This window comes from Xanthomonas sp. WHRI 8932A (assembly GCF_035012785.1).
Lineage (GTDB): Bacteria > Pseudomonadota > Gammaproteobacteria > Xanthomonadales > Xanthomonadaceae > Xanthomonas.
The window spans coordinates 72274-93511 of record NZ_JAYGQQ010000004.1 but is presented as its reverse complement, the minus strand read 5'-3'; the positions used below and the strand labels follow the sequence as shown (position 1 = coordinate 93511).

Annotated in this window: 20 protein-coding genes and 1 tRNA gene; 16 read left to right on the top strand and 5 right to left on the bottom strand. The window is 65.6% G+C overall.

Translation table 11 applies throughout. The features are described from left to right. Window position 1: 1 nt before the first annotated feature. From VC212_RS07490 to VC212_RS07475, 4 genes are read right to left on the bottom strand one after another with little or no spacing between them, the layout of a single operon-like run. Entirely contained in the window at window positions 2-535 is a 534-nt protein-coding gene (locus tag VC212_RS07490) for a Slp family lipoprotein (protein WP_055845858.1), read from the bottom strand. Then, window positions 532-2481, bottom strand: a complete 1950-nt coding sequence (locus tag VC212_RS07485) for a DUF3488 and transglutaminase-like domain-containing protein (protein WP_323515363.1) — start codon at window positions 2479-2481, stop codon at window positions 532-534. Before VC212_RS07485 ends, VC212_RS07490 begins: the two co-directional genes overlap by 4 nt. After that, window positions 2474-3430 (bottom strand): DUF58 domain-containing protein, encoded by a 957-nt coding sequence (locus VC212_RS07480; RefSeq protein ID WP_323515362.1) that lies wholly within the window; start codon window positions 3428-3430, stop codon window positions 2474-2476. Before VC212_RS07480 ends, VC212_RS07485 begins: the two co-directional genes overlap by 8 nt. Before the next feature lie 5 nt (window positions 3431-3435). After that, on the bottom strand, window positions 3436-4389 hold the full coding sequence (locus VC212_RS07475; protein WP_055845849.1) for a MoxR family ATPase: 954 nt from the start codon (window positions 4387-4389) through the stop codon (window positions 3436-3438). Window positions 4390-4426: 37 nt separating this feature from the next. On the opposite strand from VC212_RS07475, the gene VC212_RS07470 reads away from it, so the two are divergent. The 3 genes from VC212_RS07470 to VC212_RS07460 are packed head-to-tail and all read left to right on the top strand — an operon-like array spanning window position 4427 to window position 9101. Further along, complete coding sequence (locus VC212_RS07470) at window positions 4427-6268, top strand: glycosyltransferase family 39 protein (protein ID WP_323515360.1); 1842 nt, start codon at window positions 4427-4429, stop codon at window positions 6266-6268. Window positions 6269-6276: 8 nt separating this feature from the next. Then, window positions 6277-7272: a glycosyltransferase gene (locus VC212_RS07465; protein ID WP_323515359.1), complete on the top strand. Its 996-nt coding sequence runs from the start codon at window positions 6277-6279 to the stop codon at window positions 7270-7272. Then, window positions 7272-9101, top strand: coding sequence for a hypothetical protein (locus VC212_RS07460; protein WP_323515358.1), 1830 nt, complete (start codon window positions 7272-7274; stop codon window positions 9099-9101). The genes VC212_RS07465 and VC212_RS07460 overlap by 1 nt, the downstream gene beginning before the upstream one ends. 154 nt (window positions 9102-9255) lie before the next feature. Here the strand turns inward: VC212_RS07460 and VC212_RS07455 are convergent, their stop codons facing one another. Then, entirely contained in the window at window positions 9256-9831 is a 576-nt protein-coding gene (locus VC212_RS07455; protein WP_323515357.1) for a Maf family nucleotide pyrophosphatase, read from the bottom strand. A 109-nt stretch (window positions 9832-9940) separates the two neighbouring features. On the opposite strand from VC212_RS07455, the gene VC212_RS07450 reads away from it, so the two are divergent. From VC212_RS07450 to VC212_RS07390, 13 genes are all read left to right on the top strand, one after another. Then, entirely contained in the window at window positions 9941-10450 is a 510-nt protein-coding gene (locus tag VC212_RS07450) for a YceD family protein (RefSeq protein WP_323515355.1), read from the top strand. A gap of 97 nt (window positions 10451-10547) precedes the next feature. Beyond that, complete coding sequence (gene rpmF, locus VC212_RS07445; protein WP_010368401.1) at window positions 10548-10742, top strand: 50S ribosomal protein L32; 195 nt, start codon at window positions 10548-10550, stop codon at window positions 10740-10742. An 89-nt stretch (window positions 10743-10831) separates the two neighbouring features. Then, complete coding sequence (locus VC212_RS07440) at window positions 10832-11809, top strand: beta-ketoacyl-ACP synthase III (protein WP_055845834.1); 978 nt, start codon at window positions 10832-10834, stop codon at window positions 11807-11809. Between the two features lie 624 nt (window positions 11810-12433). After that, the gene (gene fabD, locus VC212_RS07435) at window positions 12434-13378 is read left to right on the top strand and encodes an ACP S-malonyltransferase (RefSeq protein WP_115512333.1); all 945 of its coding nucleotides are present in this window, start codon (window positions 12434-12436) and stop codon (window positions 13376-13378) included. Window positions 13379-13460: 82 nt separating this feature from the next. Further along, window positions 13461-14204: a 3-oxoacyl-ACP reductase FabG gene (gene fabG, locus VC212_RS07430; RefSeq protein ID WP_323515354.1), complete on the top strand. Its 744-nt coding sequence runs from the start codon at window positions 13461-13463 to the stop codon at window positions 14202-14204. A 156-nt stretch (window positions 14205-14360) separates the two neighbouring features. After that, window positions 14361-14600, top strand: a complete 240-nt coding sequence (acpP, locus tag VC212_RS07425; RefSeq protein WP_002814322.1) for an acyl carrier protein — start codon at window positions 14361-14363, stop codon at window positions 14598-14600. Between the two features lie 141 nt (window positions 14601-14741). Continuing rightward, window positions 14742-15977: a beta-ketoacyl-ACP synthase II gene (fabF, locus tag VC212_RS07420; RefSeq protein ID WP_055845825.1), complete on the top strand. Its 1236-nt coding sequence runs from the start codon at window positions 14742-14744 to the stop codon at window positions 15975-15977. A 175-nt stretch (window positions 15978-16152) separates the two neighbouring features. Then, entirely contained in the window at window positions 16153-17508 is a 1356-nt protein-coding gene (locus VC212_RS07415; RefSeq protein ID WP_323515352.1) for an aminodeoxychorismate synthase component I, read from the top strand. A gap of 60 nt (window positions 17509-17568) precedes the next feature. Continuing rightward, on the top strand, window positions 17569-18642 hold the full coding sequence (mltG, locus tag VC212_RS07410) for an endolytic transglycosylase MltG (RefSeq protein WP_323515351.1): 1074 nt from the start codon (window positions 17569-17571) through the stop codon (window positions 18640-18642). Further along, window positions 18639-19598 (top strand): DNA polymerase III subunit delta', encoded by a 960-nt coding sequence (locus tag VC212_RS07405; RefSeq protein ID WP_323515349.1) that lies wholly within the window; start codon window positions 18639-18641, stop codon window positions 19596-19598. Before mltG ends, VC212_RS07405 begins: the two co-directional genes overlap by 4 nt. Beyond that, window positions 19595-19948, top strand: a complete 354-nt coding sequence (locus VC212_RS07400) for a PilZ domain-containing protein (RefSeq protein WP_115553206.1) — start codon at window positions 19595-19597, stop codon at window positions 19946-19948. Before VC212_RS07405 ends, VC212_RS07400 begins: the two co-directional genes overlap by 4 nt. A gap of 326 nt (window positions 19949-20274) precedes the next feature. Next, window positions 20275-20349: transfer RNA gene (locus VC212_RS07395), tRNA-Val, on the top strand. 428 nt (window positions 20350-20777) lie between these two features. After that, window positions 20778-21104 carry a hypothetical protein gene (locus VC212_RS07390; RefSeq protein ID WP_104617099.1) on the top strand — a complete coding sequence of 109 codons (327 nt, stop codon included), beginning with the start codon at window positions 20778-20780 and terminating at the stop codon, window positions 21102-21104. Window positions 21105-21238: the final 134 nt, after the last annotated feature.

Below are 21238 nucleotides of genomic sequence, written 5' to 3'. Positions count from 1 at the left end.
ATCACCACCAGCCGCGGCCCCAGCCCCAACCGCCGCCCCAGCGCGGACCCCACGGGTCGCCCCAGGGGCCGTACGGGTACGCCTGAATCACGTCGACGTCGCGCACTTCCGGCCACAGGTAGACCACATCTGCCGCCACCTTGGGCAGCTTGTAGTCGTACTCGCCGATCTTGGTGGTCTCATAGCCTTCGATCTTGCCGATGAAGGTGACCTCGCGGCCGGGTTCGAACACCGCCGGGTCATAGAAGCCCGAGCGGCAGGCCAGGAAGCGGCCATCGCTGGCATCCACGGCATTGCGGTCCGGGCGGCCGCTGGCGTTGAGCGGGCGCGAGATCAACTCGAAGCAGGTCTGGCCCTGGCTCGGCTTGGTCTGGATGATCTTGCCGCCCCAGCGCACCGAAGTGCCGAGCTGCGCGCTGGCAGTGGAATCGCTCGGGCTGACCGTGGGGAACTGGCCCTGCAGCGGCTTGGGCGCGGTGGCGCAGGCTGCGAGCCCGAGCACGGCGACAATGGGAAAAAGAAAGCGGGTACTCATGAGGAAACTCCGGTTCGCGGGCGATGCTGCTGCAGATCTTTGAGGAGTGAGGCGCTGTCCGAATCAGCGCCAGCGTAGCGCGCGGCAGCGAAACGTTGGCTGAGTGCCAACAGTGTGGTGTCGGGGTGGGTGCGGGCGACGCGTTGCGCCCAGGCGATGGCCGGTTCGTGCAGTTCGCGAGCAAGGCCCAGCTTGCCGTAGCGCCGGCTCAGCCGGTGCCAGGCGCGCAGCAGCGGGTCGCGTTCGCGTTCGCCGCGCGCCAGCAGCCAGCTCATCCACGCCAGTGCGCTGACCGCGAACACGCCGAAGATGGCGGCCAGCTGGGTGGGCTCCAGACGGTCGATGCCAAACGGCTGCAGCAGCCGTTGTTGGCGGTCTGCATTGAAGGACAGCACCAGATCGTTCCAGCCGCGCCGCAGCCAGTCGCTGACCTGGCCCAGGCCGGCCCAGGTGCCGAGCTGGGCAAAGTTGTTGCCATCGGTTTGCAGGCGATCTTCCAGCGTGTCGTAGATGCGTTCCGGCGCCACGGCGGCAGTGGGGTCCACACGCACCCAGCCGCGGCCGGCCAACCACACCTCGGTCCATGCATGCGCATCCATGCGGCGCACCACCCAGTAGTTGCCCAGCCCGTTGTAGGTGCCGCCCGCATAGCCGGTGACCACGCGCGCGGGGATGCCGGCTGCGCGCATCAGCACCACGAACGAGGAGCTGAAGTGCTCGCAAAACCCGGCTTTCTGCTGGAACAGGAATTCATCCACGCTATTGCGGCCAAGCAGTGGCGTGTCCAGCGTGTAGGCGAATTCGCGGGTGATCCACCCCAGTGCGCGCTGCACCACGGCATCGTCGTTGTTGCCGGCTTCTGCCCGCCATTGCCTGGCAAGCGCGACGGTGCGTGGATTGAAGCCGGGCGGCAGGGCCAATGCGCGTTTGCGCAACTGATCGGGCAGGTCGGTATCGAAACGTGCCGGTGGCGCCGATTGCAACTCCCAGCGGGTCAGTGCGCTCAATGGTCGCTGCGCGAACAGTTCGTAATCGGGCGAAAGCTCGGCGTCGGCCACGCCCTGGGTCGGCAGGTCCAGCGACACCAATTGACGACGATCGGTGGGCTCGTAATCCAGTCGATAACGATAGGTCTGCGGGCCGGGCGTGACCGACGCGGGTTGGCCACGACCGGTCCAGCGCGCGCGCTGCCAGGTGCGGCCGTCGAAATCCCACATCACCGGCCCACGCCAGTAGCGCTGCTGCGGCGGTGGCGCCTTGCCGGTGAATTGCACGCGCAAGGCCGGGCTGTCGTCGGCCATCAGGTCAATCCATTCGCCCGGCGACATGTTGTCCGAGAGTCCAGGCCGGGACAATGCGCGCTCGGGCACGCCCCACAGCGGCGAACTCAGACGCGGCAGCAACCAGAAGGTGGCCATCGCCAGCGGCACCCCGATGGCCACCAGCTTGCCGATCCCACGCAACTGCAGGCGTAGCGAAGGCGTGCGGGTGCGATGCTCCTCGTCGGCCAGCCGCTGCATGCTGAGCAAGGCGCTGACCACTGCCAGCAGCGCCAGGCCCATGGTTGCCGGGCCCTGGTCGAGCAGGAATGCCGCAAACGGCGCGAACAAGGCAAAGCCGAGCAGGCTGCGCGCATCGCGCAGGGTGCGCAGTTCGGAGGCCTTGATCGCCAGCATCGCGGCGAGCACCGCACAGCCGGTATCGCGGCCGAAGCGCATGCCGATCTGCCAGTACACCGCCGCCAGCATTGCGATCACCAGCAATACCCGCACCGGTGCCATCACGGTGCCGCGCCAGCTCAGCACGCCGACCAGGACCGCGGCCACCGCAATGGTGGTAGCGAGCAGGCCGGGCAGCTGCAGCAATAACGGTGCCAGTGCCAGCCAGCTGGTGGGCAGGACCCAGCCGCGGCTGGGCTGGCTGATCGGGAGGGATGGCTCAGTCATGAGGAAGCAGCGCCAGGGCGCGCAGGCACAAGTGCTGGTGGGACGGGCCTTGCGCAGGGCCCAGTGGTGGCTGGCCTGGCAGCAGCAGGCGATAACGCCGCCCGTCGCGCTCGGCCAGATTGACCCAGCGGGCAAGCCGCGCGATGCGGCGTTCGTACGGCAGCGCGTGCAGCGTGCGCCAGTCCAGCGTCACTTCGATGCCCATCGGCTGTTCGTATTCGCGCACCAGCAAGGTGTCGCGACGCGCGGAATGCTTCCAGGAAATCGTGCGCGGCGCATCGCCGGCGCGATATGGGCGCAGCTGATGCAGTTCTTCGCCTTGCGCGTGCAGGCGGGTCTGGTTGGGCGAACCGGCGCCGTCGGGCAGCGTGGGGCCGTGGTCTTCGGGTTTGGGGTAGGCCAGTAGCGGGGTTTCCGGCCACACCCACGACCAGGCCCGCACCAGGCCCAGCGGCTGGGTGCTCGACAGCCGGATGCGTTCGATGTCCTGCCAGCCGCGCTGCGTGGTGGGCACCAGCAGGTCGACGTCGGCCATCTCGTGCTCGACCAGCGAACAGAAACCGCTGCTTTGCAGATGGTCCAGCCGCAGCCCGCGCCGCGCGCGGGTATCGCGACGTGCCAGCGACACCCGCATGCGCAGTGGCTCGCCGGCCACCACAGGTTCGGCCGAGACCGCTTCGATACGCAGCGCCGACAACTGCAGATGCGCCATGATGCTGCTGGCGATCCCGGCGGTGGCCAGCAGCAGGGCTAGCAGCAACGCCGGGTTGTTGTTGTAGTTCAACGCGCCCAGCAGCATCGCCAGCAGCAAGCCGGTGATGAACAGCCCGAAGCGGGTCGGCAACACATAGATACGCCGCCGATCCAGCACGATCGGCAACGCTTCCGCTCCCCGCGGACGGGCCAGCAGGCTGAGCCGGCGGCCGATGCCGCGCAAGGGTGCACGCACGTGTGTCAGTCCACCGGCACGCTGTGCAGCAGCGCCTTGGCCAGCGCCGGCCCGGAGGACGATTCTGCTTCCGGCACCAGCCGATGCCCGGCCACGGCCACGAACAGCGCCTGCACGTCTTCCGGCAGCACATGCTCGCGTCCGAGCAACAGCGCATACGCCTTGGCGGCGCGCAGCAGCGCGATGCCGGCACGTGGCGACAGGCCCACGCGTACCCCGGCGTGCTGGCGGCTACGCAGCAGCAGCGCCTGCACGTAGCCGATCAAGGCATCGCTGGTGTGGATCTGATTGACCCCCGCACGCAGCGCGACCACCTCGGTATCGCTGAGCTGCGGTGCGGCCTGGGCGATCAGTTCGCGTCGGTCCACCCCGGACAGGAGCGCGCGCTCGGCATCTGCGCTGGGGTAGCCCAGGCTGAGCCGCAGCAGAAAGCGATCCAGCTGCGAGTCCGGCAACGGAAACGTGCCGGACAGGTCGACCGGATTCTGCGTGGCGATCACGAAGAACGGTTCCGGCAAGGCATGCGTCACGCCATCCAGGGTGACCTGTTGTTCGGCCATGGCTTCCAGCAGCGAGCTCTGCGTGCGCGGCGGCGCGCGATTGATCTCATCGGCCAGCAGCACATGGGTGAACACCGGGCCGGGGTGGAACTGGAACTGGCGCGAGGCCGCGTCGTACACCGACACGCCCAGCACATCGGCCGGCAGCAGGTCGGAGGTGAACTGCACGCGCTGGAACCCCAATCCCAGGCTGGAGGCCATGGCGTGGGCCAGGGTGGTCTTGCCCAGGCCGGGCAGGTCTTCGATCAACAGATGTCCCCCGGACAGCAGCGCCACGAACGCCAATCGCACTTCCTGCGCCTTGCCCAACAACAGCGAATTGACCTGGTCTTGCGCGCGCCGCAGCGATTGGCGCAGCGCATCGGTTAGCATTTCCGTGGAACGCAGCGGTGTCGACATCACAATTCCGTAGGTGAAAAGAAGAGTGCACAGGGCAATGCAGGGGGACCAACGGGCACATCGCACCTTCGTGATCCTGTGGACACTGGCGACGGCCGTCAAGCTGTTGATTGCCGCACGGCTGCCGCTGTTCGTGGACGAAGCGTTTTATTGGCAGGAAGGCCAGCACCTGGCCGCGGCCTATTCGGATCTGCCGGGCATGACTGCATGGCTGGCGCGCCTGGGTGTGGAGGTTGGCGGGCACCATCTGCTGGCGTTGCGGCTGCCGTTTCTGGCCATCGCCGCGCTGCTGCCATGGTTGATCGCGCACATCGCCACGCGCTGGTTCGGCTCCACGCTGGGCTGGCAGGCGGGCAGTTTAACGCTGCTGATGCCGCTATCGGCCACGCTCGGCATCCTGGCCGTGCCGGACGTGCCGATGGCGTTGGCGGCGGTGTTGTGCATGGATGCCGGTGCGCGGTTGCTGCGCGAGGTCGATGCCACCAGCGCGCTGGAGCTGGCGATCGGTCTGGTCATTGGCGCGCTCAGCCACTACCGCTTCGTCGGTGTGATCGGCATGGGCTGCATCGCGTTGCTGTGCATTCCGCAGGGGCGCGCGGTGCTGCGCGACCCGCGCATCTGGCTGGCGCTGACCGTGGGTGCGGTGAGCTGGCTACCGCTGCTGTTCTGGAACACCGACCATGACGAGGCCGGGCTGCGCTTCCAGTTGGTCGACCGGCATCCGTGGCGGTTCCAGATCAGCGGGCTGTGGTTCTTGCTGATCCAGACGGTGGCAGTGACGCCGCTACTGGCCTGGGCGATGGTCAAGGTCAGTCTGGCCGGCACGCGTGCCGGCGGCGGGTCGCGTGCGCAATGGCGCTATTTCGGCTTGCTGGGCGGCATCTCGACCGTGGCGATCTTCGTGCTCGGCTTCTTCAGCGATGCCGAACGGATCAGCTTCCATTGGCCGTTGCCTGGCTACTTCGCATTGCTGGTGGCGGTGCCGGTGATCCTGATGCGCTGGCCGCATTCGCTGCGCCGTGCCGCATGGCTGATCGCGCTGCTCGGCACACTGGGTGCCTACGGCTATTACCTGGCGGTCTCGGTGCCGTCAATCCGTGCGCATGCGGCTGGCGAAAAATACTACCCGCGCAATTTTGCCGGCTGGAACGGTCTGGCGCGTGCGGTCAAACGCCAGTTGGCGCAGATGCCGCCGGGCACGCGCGTACTGGCAGAAAATTTCAAGGTGGGCGCCGAACTCGGATTTCAATTGCACGATGCGCAGATCGAGGTGTTGCGCGCCGACTTGAACGACAAGCACGGGCGTAGCGCGCAATTGCAGCAATGGGGCCTGCTCAGCGACGGACGCCGCGATGGCCCGCGTCTGCTGGTGCTGTCGCCCAGCGATCAGCGCTACCGCGATCTGCTCAAGCGCTATCACGCCATCTGCGACATGGTCGGGCCGTTGCCACCGCCCACGGTGGTGTCCACCGATCACGGGTATCAGCGTTTTCTGCTGTTCGCACTGCCGGCGCAACGCGCGCCCGGGCCGTGCATCGCCCCGGCGATGGCCTGGATCGATACGCCGCTCCCGGATGTACGCGTGGCCGGCCAGGTCCAGGTGCGCGGTTGGGCGTTCAAGGACGGCGTTGGCCTGGCCGATGTGGAGTTGCTGCTCGATGGTCGCCCGGTCGCGCAGGCCGACTACGGCAGCCCGATGGACGTTCGCCCGTACTGGAAAATTTCCACCGACCCGCAGCACCCCAATGTCGGCTTCTCCGCCACCCTCGACACGCACGCGCTGCCGCCCGGCACGCATTGGCTGGGACTGCGCCTGCACGGCCGCGACGGCAGCGTCGAGGACTGGTGGGAGCAGCCCGTTACCGTTTCCGCACCTTAGATCACGCAATGACTGACGCCTTGCCCGTTGTCCATCCCGCACATTTGTCCGGGTTTCGAATCGCTGTGCTGGTGCCGTGCCATAACGAGGCTGCAACCGTTGCCGACGTGGTCGGCGATTTCGCCGCGGCATTGCCGGGGGCGGTGATCCATGTGCTGGACAACAATTCCAGCGACGCCACCGCGTCCAACGCCGCCGCGGCGGGCGCGCAGGTGTGCCGCGTTGCGCTGCAAGGCAAGGGCAATGTGGTGCGACGCGGATTTGCCGATGTCGAAGCCGATATCTATGTGCTGGTGGATGGCGATGCGACTTACGACGCGGCTGCCGCACCGGCGCTGGTGCGCAAGCTCATCGACGAACGGCTGGATATGGTGGTCGGCGCGCGACGTGATCAACAGCAGGCCGCGTATAGGCCAGGGCACCGGCTCGGCAATGTCCTGCTGACGCGCTGCGCGGGGTTGCTGTTCGGGCGCAGTTTCGACGACATGTTGTCCGGGTACCGGGTGTTTTCGCGGCGCTACGTCAAATCCTTTGCGGCGCATGCGCAGGGATTCGAAACCGAAACCGAGCTGGCCGTGCATGCCTTGCAGTTGCGCATGCCGGTGGCCGAGGTCGAAACGGCCTATGGCGTGCGCCCGGAAGGGTCGCAAAGCAAGTTGAATACCTGGCGCGACGGCTGGCGCATCCTCACCACGATTGCAAAACTATTCAAGGCCGAGCGGCCGTTGTTGTTTTTCTCGATCGGTTTTGCGCTCAGTGCTGCGCTGTCGGTCGTGCTGGCGATCCCGTTGTTCGAGACCTATCTGCAAACCGGTTTGGTGCCGCGCTTTCCGACCGCGATCCTGTGCGTGGCGCTGATGCTGCTTGGCTTTCTGTTGCTGGCCTGCGGGCTGATCCTGGATACGGTCACGCGTGGACGCGTTGAAGCCAAACATCTGGCGTATCTCGCCGAGCCGGCCGTAGGTAGTCGTGTGGCCGCCTCGCATGGCAAGGAAGTGCGCTGATGACATCGGTGAGCATGTCGAAGTGGGCGACGCGTCGGCAGCGTGTGTTGCGCTGGGCGGATGGCTGTTTCGGCTTTCATTCGCAGCGCCAGGTCATCACTGCAGTGATGGCCGTGCTGTTGCTCGGTGCGCTGCTTTCGGTCGGTCTTGGCCAGGATGCCAATTGGGATTTGCGCAATTACCACCTGTACATCGGTGATGCGTGGACCCACAACCGTCTGGGCGTGGATCTGGCGCCGGCGCAGATGCAGAGCTACTTCAGTCCGCTGCTCGATAGCCTGCATGCCTGGTTGATGTTGCATCTGCCCGGGCCGTTGGTCGGGGCGTTATTGGGCGCGCTGCATGCCGTGGTGTTCATCCCGGTGGCAGCGGTGGCGTGGCGTGTCCTGTCCAATGAATCGCGACGCGCGCAGTGGACGCCGCTCTTCGCGCTGGCCGGCATGTGCAGTGCGGTGTTCCTGTCCGAACTGGGCAACACCATGGGCGATACCGTCAGCGCGATCCCGGTGCTGGCGTCGTTGGCGGTCGTGCTGTTGGCGCAGGCCAATGCGCGGCAGGACCGACGTGTCACGTGGTTATGGGTCATCGCCGGCGCACTGATCGGTCTGGCAATCGCGCTCAAGCTCACCAATGCGCTGTACGCGCTGGCCCTGGCGCCAGCGGTGCTTTGCGACGGTGGACGCATGCGCTCGCGGGTTCTGGGGTTGGGCGTGCTTGCTGGTGTCGCCTTGCTCGCCTTGCTGCTCGCGGCCGGGTCCTGGTACTGGCAGGTCTGGCAACATCTGGGCAATCCGCTGTTTCCGCAATTCAACGGCGTGTTCAAGTCGCCGCTGGCTCAGCCGGTGTCGATTGCCGATGTCCGCTGGTTGCCGCGCAGCATTGGCGAACATCTGATCTGGCCGCTGCTGTTTACACTCAAACCGCAACGCATCGGCGATCTCGGCCTGGTGCAGGCGGGGTGGGCGGTGTTGTATGCGGTGACGCTGATGGCAGCAGGACGCCTCGTGCTGCGTCGCTCCCTACCCGCGACCAATCGCGATCGCGCAGCGGTTGTGCTGCTGGTGTTTTTCGGCATTGCCTACGCGCTGTGGCAAGCGGTCTTCAGCATCCATCGCTACCTGCTGGTACTGGAGTTGCTTGCGCCATTGGTGCTGTGGGTCGTGTGCCGGCGCGCTTTCGCGGTGAATGCAGATCGCAAGGCTTGGTGGTTGATCGGTGTGTGTGCGCTGGTTGCTGTGGTCGGATGGAAAGACTGGGGGCATGAGGCATGGGCGCGCGACAGTTTCCAGGTCGAGCAACCGGCGCTTGCCGATCCTGCGGCATCCACGGTGCTGCTGGTCGGCGACGAGCCGCAGTCCTGGCGTGTGCCGCTGTTGCCGCAGCAGGCGCGCTATATCGGTGTTGCGACCAATCTCTCCGAGACCGATCAGTACCGCGCGCAGGTCAGGTCCTTGATCGCCGAGCGGTCGCAGCTGTATGCAATGTTGGGTGCGACACGCGACAAGCAGCAATTGCGGATCGATCGCATGAACGGCTGGGCGCAGCAGATTGGCTGGGACATCCAGCCTCGGTGCACGCGATTGCGCTGGTTGATCGCGCGCGGTCTGCGTGCGGAGCTGGAAGTGTCGCCAGGGCGCTGCGTGCTGCAGGTGCCCAAGGGCAAGGCGCTGGATATCGCCGCTGCAGATCGTGCGGTGCGCGAGTCCGCGCAGCAGCGCCTGGCTGCGTATGGGCTGTCCCTGGATCCGTCACGTTGCCGCACCTTGTCCTCGCATGTCGGACAAGCCCAATACCCCTATCAGTTCTGCGAGCTCGCTCGCCCGCAGTAGCGCAAGCGGCCAGGCGTTGTGCGGCCGGGCAGCTGTGTACGGTCATGCGCGACTTCAGTGGCCGCTTCCGCACCATCGTGGCTGGAGGTCTGTACTGTCACGGCCGACTTTCGATCGATGCGCTTGAGCAGCGTTGCCGCAGTCGAATCGGGCCTCACGGAATCGCAAACCCCGCTTGCCGCAACAGCCGCGCCAGCGCGATCAGCGGCAGGCCGACCAGCGCGGTGGAGTCTTCCGAGCGAATCGCATCGAACAGGCTGATGCCCAGACCTTCGCATTTGAAGCTGCCGGCGCAATCCAGTGCGGGCTCGGCGGCCAGGTAGCGTTCGATCTCCACCGGTGTCAGCGGGCGCAGCTGTACCTCGGTGACATCCAGCGCGTGCAGGTGGTGATCAGGGCCGATCAGGCTGACGGCGGTGTGGAAGCGCACCACGCGCCCGGATATGGCGCCTAGCTGCGCGCGTGCCTGGTCCAGGGTTCCCGGTTTGCCCAGGGCGCGCCCGTCCAGATCGGCGACCTGGTCCGAGCCGATGACCCAGGCGTCGGGCGCATGCGCGGCCACTGCGGCGGCCTTTTCGGCAGCCAGGCGGCTGGCCAGCGCGCTCGGCGCCTCGCCCGGCAGCGCCTGCTCATCGACCTCTGGGCGGGCGGTGGTGAAGTCCAGTTGCAGGCGGCCGAGCAGCTCGCGCCGGTAGACGGAGGTGGAGGCAAGGATCAGGCGTGGCATCATGAGCGCCGAAAAGGAGGGGCAGGGGAGTCTGCCAGCCCGCACGCCGCGCAGCACATGTGAATGGGTGCATTTGACATGGCTACTGCGGGTCTTTAACATTCTGCGGCTTATGTCCGCGAACGTACCCGAAATGCTGGATGCTTGGCGGATGGTCGCAGCGCGCAGGCGCTTCGATGGCCGCATCCCGCTATCTGCGATGACCCGCTTGCAGGGGAGTCTGGTCGATACCGATGGCGAATGTGTTTATTCGCTTCAGTTCGATCAGGACGATCTGCTCAAGGTCGCCTATGTCGAACTCAGCATCGATGTCGAGCTGCCGTTGGCCTGCCAGCGCACCTTGCAGCGTTTTCTGTATCCGGTGCAGATCAGGCAGCGTCTTGGCCTGATCCGCAACGAAGACGAAGAGTCCGCGTTGCCACTCGATTACGAAGCCTTGCTGGTGCCCGATGACGGCATGCTGCGGGTGGTGGATCTGGTGGAAGACGAACTGGTGCTGTCGGTGCCAGTGGTGCCGATGGCGCCGGGCAGCGAGGCCGTCGAAGCAGAGTGGGTGCCGAGCCAGGAAGAGCAAGACAAGGCCAGTCCGTTCGCGGCGCTGGCAGCGTTGAAGAAACAGTAACCGCCGCTGTTAAGGGCGGAAAGACAGGTCGACGCGGGCGTAGAGCGTGCTGTTCGACTCAACAGACAAGTTATCGAACTAAAGTTGGAGCAATCCCATGGCTGTGCAGAAATCCCGTGTCACCCCGTCGCGTCGCGGCCAGCGTCGTTCGCACGATGCCCTCACCGCCAAGCAGCTGTCGACCGATCCGACCAGCGGCGAGATCCATCTGCGCCACCACATCACCGCTGACGGTTATTACCGCGGAAAGAAGGTGATCACGACCAAGTCGTCGGCCGTCCAAGAAGATTGATCCGTGGCGCCCGCCGCAGTTTTGTTGGCGGGTGACCCTCGATACTTCCGGAGCCGCCAATCACCGCGGCTCTTGCATCAGGAAACAGCATGAGCAAGCGGATCTATTCCAGAATCGCGGGCACGGGTAGCTATTTGCCCGAAAAGGTGTTGACCAACGACGATATGTCCAAGATCGTCGACACCAGCGATGAATGGATCTTCTCGCGCACTGGTATCCGTGAGCGTCACATCGTCGCCGACGACCAGACCACCAGCGATCTGGCGTATTTCGCCTCGCTGAAGGCGATGGAAGCGGCCGGCGTCACCGCCGACGAGATCGATCTGATCGTCATCGGTACCACCACGCCCGATCTTATCTTCCCGTCCACTGCCTGCCTGCTGCAGGCGCGGTTGGGCAACGTCGGTTGCGGAGCGATGGACGTCAATGCTGCCTGCTCGGGCTTTGTCTACGCGCTCAGCGTGGCCGACAAGTTCGTGCGCAGCGGCGATGCAAAGACCGTGCTGGTGGTAGGTGCGGAAACGCTGACCCGTATCGTCGACTGGACCGACCGCACCACTTGCGTGCTGTTCGGCGACGGTGCCGGCGCGGTGATCCTCAAGGCCGACGAAGAGACCGGCATCCTCAGCACCCATCTGCATGCCGACGGCAGCAAGAAAGAGCTGCTGTGGGACCCGGTGGGCGTATCGGTTGGTTTCGGCGAAGGCAAGAATGGTGGCGGTACGTTGCTGATGAAGGGCAACGACGTCTTCAAATATGCGGTCAAGGCGCTGGATTCGGTGGTCGATGAGACCCTGGCGGCTAACGGCTACGACAAGCACGACCTGGATTGGCTGATCCCGCATCAGGCCAATCTGCGCATCATCGAAGCCACCGCCAAGCGGCTGGATCTGCCGATGGAGCAGGTGGTTGTCACCGTGGATCGCCACGGCAACACCTCGTCGGCCTCGGTGCCGCTGGCGCTGGACGAAGCGGTCCGCTCGGGTCGCGTGCAGCGTGGCCAATTGCTGCTGCTGGAAGCGTTCGGTGGTGGATTTACCTGGGGCTCGGCGCTGCTGCGCTACTGAGTTCCGCAGACCCTGCCACCTCGGTGGACAGGGTCTGACGCTGTCAGGGCGATGCGTCCTGCAGAACCGACGCCAAACGCGCTGTGATCGCTGGACCGTGCTCCGGCGTAAGCGTATGCCGCTGCAATCGGCCGGTCTGGCTCGGTCTCTTCATCTCTTCGTATGCTGCTGTGGCTTGGGTGCCGTGCGCCCTGGGTCGCGCCGTGGCGGCAATTCCGCGCGCGGTCCTGCATGTGCGGCGAATCGGCGAGGTGCATGCGTATCCAGTCAATAGTCCGCGAGTTGGCTTGGCTGTAACCAAACTGCGCTGATCCTCAGCGACAACGCTCGCTTGTTTTGAGGCAGCCTTGCGATGCCGATGCGCCCACGCGCGACCATCGTGGGGGCACTCTGCCAGCCCCCTGCTGCACTCAATGCAGGGTCCGACTTGAGCAGTGCATTCGCTCTGGCGCTGGTATTAGCCGGTCTGCCTGGACCGGTTTACCGATGGCCATCTCGGCCTGCGGCGGGGGTTGTTCCTGCCCGGCCAAGTGTTGTCGCAGGCCGGGCTGCATACGCGGCAGTACAGACGCTAGAGCGATTTCGCACGTATCATCCCGGCTCGATTTTTGCTGGCAGCCGCGCGTGACTGAATCCACTCTCGCCTTCGTTTTCCCCGGTCAGGGGTCGCAGTCTTTGGGGATGCTGGCCGAACTGTCCGAATTGCATCCGCAGATTCGCGAAACGTTTGCCGAAGCCTCGGAGGGTGCTGGTGTCGACCTCTGGGCGCTGTCCCAGGGCGGCCCGGAAGAAATGCTCAACCGCACCGAGTACACCCAGCCGGCGCTGCTGGCGGCGGGCGTGGCGGTGTGGCGGCTGTGGACTGCGCAGCGTGGCGCGCGCCCGGCTGTGTTGGCTGGGCACAGCCTGGGCGAATACACCGCGCTGGTGGCCTCTGGTGCCTTGTCGCTGCATGACGGCGCGCATCTGGTGCGTTTACGCGGGCAGTTCATGCAGGCCGCAGCGCCGGCCGGTGTCGGTGCGATGGCCGCCGTGTTGGGTGCCGAAGACGCCCTGGTGCTGGAAGTCTGCGCCGAGGCGGCAGGCAGCCAGGTGGTGGTGCCGGCCAACTTCAATTCGCCCGGGCAGATCGTGATCGGCGGCGATGCGGCGGCGGTGGATCGTGCGCTGGCCTTGCTGGCCGAGCGCGGCGTGCGCAAGGCGGTCAAGCTGGCGGTGAGCGTGCCGTCGCACACTCCGTTGATGCGCGATGCGGCCAATCAACTCGGCGAAGCGATGGCCGGGTTGGCCTGGCACGCTCCGCAGATTCCAGTGGTGCAGAACGTCGATGCGCGCGTGCACGAGGGCAGCGCGGCGATTCGCCAGGCCTTGGTCGAGCAGCTCTACCTGCCGGTGCAGTGGACCGGCTGCGTGCAGGCGCTGGCGGCCCAGGGCATCACCAAGATCGCCGAATGCGGCCCGGGCAAGGTGTTGAGCGGGCTGATCAAGCGCATCGACAAGAGCCTGGACGCCCGCCCGCTGGCCACGCCAGCCGATTACGCCGGCGCGCTCGACGCGTGGGTGCACTGATCCGACGCACATGCCGGTGCTACCGGCATCCCTCGACGCTTGCGGCACTGATCGCAGCGTCCCCCTTCGAGGAACAGTAGTCATGAGCAAGCCTCTGCAGGGCGAAATCGCCCTCGTCACCGGCGCCAGTCGCGGCATCGGCGCGGCCATTGCCGACACCTTGGCCGCCCAGGGCGCCACCGTGATCGGTACCGCCACCTCGGCCTCCGGCGCCACGGCCATCGGCGAGCGGCTGGCGGCCAATGGCGGCCACGGTCGCGAACTCAACGTCACCGATGGGGCGGCGGTCGATGGTCTGATCGAGGCGATCGGCAAGGAATTCGGCGCCATCTCGATTCTGGTCAACAACGCCGGCATCACCCGCGACAACCTGTTGATGCGGATGAAGGACGACGACTGGCAAGCCATCATCGACACCAATCTGACCAGCGTGTTCCGCACCTCCAAGGCGGTGATGCGCGGCATGATGAAGGCGCGCAAGGGCCGCATCATCAATATCGCCTCGGTGGTCGGTGTGACCGGCAATCCGGGGCAGACTAACTACGCCGCGGCCAAGGCCGGCATCATCGCGTTCTCCAAGTCGCTGGCCAAGGAAATCGGTTCGCGCGGGATTACCGTGAATGTGGTGGCGCCCGGTTTCATCGATACCGACATGACCAAGGCGTTGCCGGAGGAGGCCAAGGCCGCCTTGCTGCAGCAGATCGCGCTCGGTCACCTGGGTGCGCCGGAGGACATCGCCAACGCGGTGGCGTTCCTGGCCGGCCCGACCGCCCGCTATATCACCGGCGAGACCCTGCACGTCAACGGTGGCATGTACATGCCGTGAGCGTGCGCCGCCGGGAGGCGCTAAGTGGCTGATCGGCCGGGACTTGTGATGCAATGCAAGGCTCGGGCGCTTCCACTACACTATCCAACGCGGCCATCGCAGCGGCGATGGCGTTTTTTTCGTACCACCACTACTCCAGCTGGAGCGATATCCCCAATGAGCACCATCGAAGAACGCGTCAAGAAAATCGTCGTCGAACAACTCGGCGTCAAGGAAGAGGAAGTCACCACCAGCGCATCGTTCGTCGATGACCTGGGTGCCGACTCGCTGGACACCGTCGAGCTGGTGATGGCGCTGGAAGAAGAGTTCGAGTGCGAGATCCCGGACGAAGAGGCCGAGAAGATCACGTCGGTCCAGCAGGCGATCGACTACGTCAAGGCTCACGTCAAGAGCTGATGCGTTGTTCCTGACTGCGGTGGCGTGCATTACGCCGCTGCTGCGTCAGACATTCCATGGGGCCGCTGATGCGGCCCTGTGTTTTTCAAGCGTCACCCGCAAACCGCAAGCACCGTCCGTTCCGTGGTGAGGAGATCTGCAATGAGTCGTCGTGTTGTCGTTACCGGCATGGGCATGGTGTCGCCGCTGGGCAATGATCTGGCCAGCAGCTGGGATGGGATCATCCACGGGCGCTCAGGCATTGGCCCGATCACGCAGATCGATGCGTCGCAGTTCACCACTAAGATCGCCGGCGAAATCAAGAATTTCGACCCCACGCTTTTTGTGTCCGCCAAGGACGTCAAAAAGATGGATTCGTTCATCCACTACGGTGTCGGCGCCTCGTTCATGGCGCTGGACGATTCCGGCCTGGTCATCGACGAAAGCAATGCCGAACGCGTTGGCGCCATTCTCGGCTCCGGCATCGGCGGGCTGCTCGGTATTGAAGAGCAGACCATCAAATTTCATGAGGGCGGCGCGCGCAAGATTTCGCCGTTCTATGTGCCCAGCACCATCATCAACATGTTGCCGGGCCAGGTCAGCCTGATCAAAGGCCTGAAGGGCCCGACGTTCTCGGCCGTATCGGCGTGCGCTACGTCCAATCACTCAATTGGCACGGCGATGCGCATGATCCAGTACGGCGATGCCGACGTGATGCTGGCCGGCGGTGCCGAGCGCGGGTCCTCGCCGAGTTCGGTGGGCGGGTTCTGCGCGATGAAGGCGATGTCCACCCGTAACGACGACCCCACCGCTGCATCGCGTCCCTGGGACAAGCAGCGCGACGGCTTCGTGCTGGGCGACGGCGCCGGCGTGCTGGTACTGGAAGAGTACGAACACGCCAAGGCGCGTGGCGCGCGCATCTATGCCGAGCTGGTTGGCTTCGGCGCCAGCTCGGACGCGTTCCACATGACCGCCCCCAGCGAAGACGGCGAAGGCGCGGCGCGCAGCATGGTGGCCGCGATGCGCGATGCCAAGCTCAACCCCGAGCAGATCGGTTACCTCAACGCGCACGGCACCTCCACGCCGCTGGGCGATCTGGCCGAAACGCTGGCGATGAAGCGCGCGCTGGGCGACCACGCCTACAAGACCATGGTCAGCTCGACCAAGTCGATGACCGGCCACCTGCTCGGCGCGGCCGGCGGTGTGGAAGCGATCTTCTCGGTGATGGCGCTGCATACCGGCATCATCCCGCCGACCATCAATCTGGAAGAACCCAGCGAAGGCTGCGACCTGGATTACGTGCCGAACGTGGCGCGCGAAGTCCAGGTGGATGCGGTGATGTCCAACGGCTTCGGCTTTGGCGGCACCAACGGCACACTGGTGTTCAAGCGCGTCTGAGTCGGCGCGTCTGCGCGCTCGCACGGCGCGTCACGCAACAGTCCTTGGCCGCCGCGCGCACTGCGTCCGTGCGGCCAGGCCAACAGTGTTGGCTTGACCTAATCCTGATCCACGCATATCGCGCGCTGCCTTTTGGAAGGCGGCGCGCTTTTGCATATCACGCCACCCCGGACCGATGACGCTCACCCGATCACTGCACGCGGACATCGATTTGCTGGCGCTGCATCGGTTGGCGCCGCAGCGGTATCCGGCGTTGCTGGAATCCACTGCCTCCGGTACCGAGCATGGGCGCTGGGATGTGCTGTTGCTGGCAGATGGTGCCAGCCTGCGGCTGGATCCGGATGGCGTGACGCGCGATGGCGATGGTCAAGCGCTCGAATGCAATTTTTTGGACGCGCTGGATGCCGCCTGGCACGCCGAACGGCTGCCGCGCGATGCGACCAGTGCATTGCCGTTTCGTGGCGGCTGGGCGGTATTGCTGGACTACGAATTGGCCGCGCAGGTCGAGCCGATCCTGCAGCTGCCTGCGCGGACCGACCGCCTGCCGAGCGCGCTCGCCTTGCGTGCGCCGGCGGCGGTGTTGCGCGATCGCGTGGACGGGCGCTGCATCGCGCTGGCCGAACCGGGGCGCGAGGATCTGCTAAATCGCATCGACGACGACATAACCGCCTGCGCTGCGCTGCCGCCGTTGCCGGCCTGGGTCGGGCCGGTTGCGGTGGACGAAGACGTGCCCGAGCGCTTTACCGATGCGGTGCAGCGGGTGCTCGATTACCTGCGTGCCGGCGATGTGTTCCAGGCCAATATCTCGCGCGCCTGGAATGCACGCTTTGCCGCGGCGGTGGATCCGGCGGCGCTGCACGCCCGGTTGCGTTCGGCCAACCCAGCGCCGTTCGCCGGCGTGTTTGTGGCGGCCGGGCGCGCGGTAGTGAGCTCCTCGCCCGAGCGGCTGGTGTCGGTGCACGGCGATGCGGTGCAGACGCGCCCGATCGCCGGGACGCGCGCGCGCTTTGCCGGCGACGACGATGCGGCGCGCATCCGCGAGCTGGTCGGGCACCCGAAAGAGCGCGCCGAGCACGTCATGCTGATCGACCTGGAGCGCAACGACCTGGGCCGGATCTGCGTGCCCGGCACGGTCGAGGTGGATGAGCTGATGGCGGTGGAAAGCTATGCCCACGTGCATCACATCGTTAGCAACGTGCGTGGCCGTCTGCGCGCCGGGGTCACGCCGGGCGAGGTGATTGCTGCCGTGTTCCCGGGTGGCACGATTACCGGCTGCCCGAAGGTGCGCTGCATGCAGATCATCGCCGAGCTTGAACAGACCGCGCGCGGCGCCTACACCGGCGCGTTCGGCTGGCTCAACCGCGACGGCGACATGGATCTGAACATCCTGATCCGCACCGCGGAGGTGGCGGGTGCGCAGGTGCGCTTCCGCACCGGCGCCGGCATCGTGGTGGACTCGGACCCGCAACGCGAGCTGGACGAGACCCGCGCCAAGGCGCGTGGCGTGCTGCGTGCGATCGAGCCGACATGAGCGCTTCAACGGGACATCACCGGCGCGCGGTATCCTGCGCGGCGCTAGGGCAATGACGAGGTGGGTGTGGCGGTGACTGGCAAACGCGGATGTCTGGCCGTGCTGGGCACGGCATTGCTGCTCGCAGCGCTGCTGGCGATTGCCGCGCTGGTGGCATGGCGGCATTACCTGCACTTCGCGCAGACGCCGGTGAGCGCCACGGCGCCCAGCGTGGTGATTGCGCCGGGCGATTCGCTCAGGGCCACCTTGCGCAAATTGCGCGAGGCCGGCATCGCGCAAGGCACCGATCTGGAATGGCAACTGCTGGCGCGTCAGGTCGATGCGGCCGGCAAACTCAAGGTGGGCGAGTACGCGTTGGCGCCGGCCCTGTCGCCGCGCGAATTGCTCGGTCGCATGCGCCAGGGGCGGGTGATCCAATACCGTTTCACGATCGTGGAAGGCTGGAATTTCCGCCAGTTGCGCGCCGCGCTGGCCACCGCCACGCCATTGCAGCAGACCATCGGCAACCTGGATGACACCGCGCTGATGGCGCGGGTAGGGGTTGCCAATCAGCATCCGGAAGGCCGCTTCCTGCCGGAGACCTATCTGTATCAACGCGGCGACAGCGATCTGGATGTGCTCAAACGCGCCCACGCGGCAATGGACAAAGCGCTGGCGCAGGCCTGGGAGCAGCGCGCCGCCAACTTGCCGCTGACCTCGCCAGAGCAGGCGCTGATCCTGGCGTCCATTATCGAAAAGGAAACCGCGCTGGGCAGCGAGCGGCCGTTGATCGCCGGGGTGTTTCTGCGTCGCCTGCAGCTGGGCATGAAGCTGCAGACCGACCCCACCGTGATCTACGGCATCGGCAGCAGCTACGACGGCAACATCCGCCGCCGCGACCTGATCACCGATACCCCGTACAACACCTATACCCGCACCGGCCTGACCCCCACGCCGATCGCCATGCCCGGCCGCGAGGCGCTGCTGGCAGCGGTGCGCCCGGCACCCGGTGATGCGCTGTATTTCGTGGCCGTTGGCGACGGTACCGGCGCGCATGCGTTTTCGGCCACCCTGGCCGACCATAACGCGGCGGTGGCGCGTTACCTGCAGCGCCGCCGTCTGCCGAACATGCCGCAACCGGAGCCCACGCCATGACCGCCGCGTTTTCGCCCTGGCAGCAGCGCGCCTTCGACCAGACGGTGGCAGCGCTGGATGCCGGCCGGCTCGGCCACGGGCTGCTGATTTGCGGCCCGGAAGGGTTGGGCAAGCGCGGCGTGGCATTGGCGCTGGCCGAACACGTGCTGGCCAGCTCGCCGGATCCTGCGCTGGCCCAGCGCACGCGGCAATTGATCGCCGCCGGCACCCATCCAGATCTGCAGCTGATCTCGTTCATTCCCAACCGCACCGGCGACAAGCTGCGTACCGAGATCGTCATCGAGCAGGTGCGCGAGGTGTCGCAAAAGCTGTCGCTGACGCCGCAGTACGGCATCGCCCAGGTGGTGATCGTCGACCCGGCCGATGCGATCAATCGCGCCGCCTGCAACGCCTTGCTCAAGACCCTGGAAGAGCCTTCGCCGGGCCGCTACCTGTGGTTGATCAGCGCGCAGCCGGCGCGTTTGCCGGCCACCATCCGCAGCCGTTGCCAGCGTCTGGAATTCAAGCTGCCGCCCGTGCACGAAGCACTGGACTGGTTGCTGGCACAAGGCATCAGCGAGCGTGCCGCGCAGGATGCCCTGGACGCCGCACGCGGCCACCCCGGGCTGGCCGCACAGTGGTTGCGCGAGGATGGCCTGACGGTGCGTCGCGCGGTGGCGCAGGACCTGGAGCAGATCGCCAGCGGCCGCGCCGGTGCGGTGGAGGTTGCGCAGCGCTGGACCAACGACGGCCAAGCCGATCAGCGTCTGCGGCATGCCGCCGACCTGGCGTTGGCGCAGGCCTCGGCCGGCTTGACCGATCCATCGCGGTTGCACAAGCTGGCGACCTGGTTCGACGCCGCCAATCGCACACGCGATTTGCTGCGCACCACCGTCCGCGCCGACCTGGCAGTGACGGAATTGCTGCTGGCCTGGCGCGAGGGAGCGCACCAGGCACGTTCTAGGGGAACTCGATGAGTGCAATGAATGCACGCCAAGGCATTTTGTCGCTGGCGTTGAAAGACAAGCCGGCGCTCTACAGCGCGTACATGCCGTTCGTGAAAAGCGGCGGCATCTTCGTGCCCACGCCCAAGCGCTACATGCTGGGTGACGAAGTTTTCCTGCTGCTGACCCTGCCCGATTCCAGCGAGCGCCTGCCGGTGGCCGGCAAGGTGATCTGGACCACGCCTGCGGGCGCGCAGGGCAACCGCGCCGCCGGCATCGGCGTGCAGTTTCCGGACGGCCCGGAAGGCGAGGCGGTGCGCAACAAGATCGAAACCCTGCTGGCCGGCCTGACCACCTCGGACAAGCCGACGCATACGATGTGATGCGGTTGTTGTTGGACATGCGGCCGGCCGCCGGCCGCCGCACAACTACACCGGCAGGGTTGCCACTGATCGCAGTGCGCTGACTGCGGTGTAGGTGAGACGCCTGTCAGGTGGGAATGAGCCATCAGGAGCCAGGCAAGTGATCGGCTTGGCGCTACGTCCAGCCAGTTAACGTGCGTGGTGCCGGGCAGAGAGGGGCAGCGCCGCCGGCTGGCGGGATGAGGCCGGCGTCTGCAAACTGCCGTGGTTTCAGTAGGCATCCGCCGGGTCGAACGCGGCTGTTGACGATTGCTGCAGCTGCCCTATAATGTGCGGCTCGCGTCACCGGGCGGTTAGCTCAGCGGTAGAGCATTGCCTTCACACGGCAAGGGTCACAAGTTCGAACCTTGTACCGCCCACCATGAATTCAGAGTCAGATGAAAACCGGCGGAAGCCGGTTTTTTTCTTTGCCGCAGTGTCGTAGCGGCTACATGGATGGGCGATGCGATAGCGCCGCAGTCCTCATTCTTATGCAGCACTCGGCAGCCACTGCCACTCACTCAGCGGCATGCGTTTTCCGTGCGGTGGTTCGCGTTGGCGCGAGACATCGCGATGTCGCGTTTCTTGCGCGTTCGATCAGGACTCGCCATCTGCATGGCTTGGACGCTGTGGTTAATCGATTCCACCGGGAATGAATCCGTGTGGCTGGGTCGCTGTCTCACACTTGGTAGTGGCGCTGCATTGCATTTTGAGAAGCGGTGCACGTAAGCACTTTTCGCTAGGGTCGGCGCCTTGCGAGCTCGACAGGGACTTGCCATCCTGCAAGGCCCCGGATCGAGATGGAGTGGCGATGAAGACGCTGCTTGGAAGTGCGCTGGTTGCGATGTTGTTGTTGGCCGGGTGCGCGCGCGATGTTGGCGAGCAGTACGTGGGCAAGTGGGTCAATGTGAAGTCGCAGAAGAATGTGCTGAGCATCGAGCACAATGGCGAGAGCTTCATCATTCGCGATACCACGCCGGAGCTGTTCGGTAGTGGCGTGAGGACCCGAAATTATCCGGCGCTGCTGACCAAGGGTGTGCTGCAGGTGTCCAGCGGCAGCGGTACGGTCAATTATGCGATCGACGAGGCGACGGGTCGACTGAGCACGGGCGATACCGAGTACACGCGGATCAAGTAATCGCGCATCGACGCGTGCGCTTTGATTGTCGCGCTCAGCCGCGTGTAGTGCATGCTGCATGCAGTAGTGCATCATCTGATGTAAGGCGTTGCCCCTGTCCAACCCGGGCTGAAAGCCGAGCCAACGTGCAGTGT

Excerpts from the sequence above, each read along its gene's own strand:
- VC212_RS07390 (WP_104617099.1), top strand. The coding sequence starts at position 20,778 with ATGAAGACGCTGCTTGGAAGTGCGCTGGTTGCGATGTTGTTGTTGGCC.
- VC212_RS07485 (WP_323515363.1), bottom strand. The coding sequence starts at position 2,481 with ATGACTGAGCCATCCCTCCCGATCAGCCAGCCCAGCCGCGGCTGGGTC.
- rpmF (WP_010368401.1), top strand. The coding sequence starts at position 10,548 with ATGGCTGTGCAGAAATCCCGTGTCACCCCGTCGCGTCGCGGCCAGCGT.
- VC212_RS07470 (WP_323515360.1), top strand. The coding sequence starts at position 4,427 with ATGCAGGGGGACCAACGGGCACATCGCACCTTCGTGATCCTGTGGACA.
- VC212_RS07465 (WP_323515359.1), top strand. The coding sequence starts at position 6,277 with ATGACTGACGCCTTGCCCGTTGTCCATCCCGCACATTTGTCCGGGTTT.
- VC212_RS07415 (WP_323515352.1), top strand. The coding sequence starts at position 16,153 with ATGACGCTCACCCGATCACTGCACGCGGACATCGATTTGCTGGCGCTG.
- fabF (WP_055845825.1), top strand. The coding sequence starts at position 14,742 with ATGAGTCGTCGTGTTGTCGTTACCGGCATGGGCATGGTGTCGCCGCTG.
- VC212_RS07455 (WP_323515357.1), bottom strand. The coding sequence starts at position 9,831 with ATGATGCCACGCCTGATCCTTGCCTCCACCTCCGTCTACCGGCGCGAG.
- fabG (WP_323515354.1), top strand. The coding sequence starts at position 13,461 with ATGAGCAAGCCTCTGCAGGGCGAAATCGCCCTCGTCACCGGCGCCAGT.
- VC212_RS07400 (WP_115553206.1), top strand. The coding sequence starts at position 19,595 with ATGAGTGCAATGAATGCACGCCAAGGCATTTTGTCGCTGGCGTTGAAA.
- VC212_RS07440 (WP_055845834.1), top strand. The coding sequence starts at position 10,832 with ATGAGCAAGCGGATCTATTCCAGAATCGCGGGCACGGGTAGCTATTTG.
- VC212_RS07475 (WP_055845849.1), bottom strand. The coding sequence starts at position 4,389 with ATGTCGACACCGCTGCGTTCCACGGAAATGCTAACCGATGCGCTGCGC.
- acpP (WP_002814322.1), top strand. The coding sequence starts at position 14,361 with ATGAGCACCATCGAAGAACGCGTCAAGAAAATCGTCGTCGAACAACTC.
- VC212_RS07490 (WP_055845858.1), bottom strand. The coding sequence starts at position 535 with ATGAGTACCCGCTTTCTTTTTCCCATTGTCGCCGTGCTCGGGCTCGCA.
- VC212_RS07405 (WP_323515349.1), top strand. The coding sequence starts at position 18,639 with ATGACCGCCGCGTTTTCGCCCTGGCAGCAGCGCGCCTTCGACCAGACG.
- VC212_RS07460 (WP_323515358.1), top strand. The coding sequence starts at position 7,272 with ATGACATCGGTGAGCATGTCGAAGTGGGCGACGCGTCGGCAGCGTGTG.
- VC212_RS07450 (WP_323515355.1), top strand. The coding sequence starts at position 9,941 with ATGTCCGCGAACGTACCCGAAATGCTGGATGCTTGGCGGATGGTCGCA.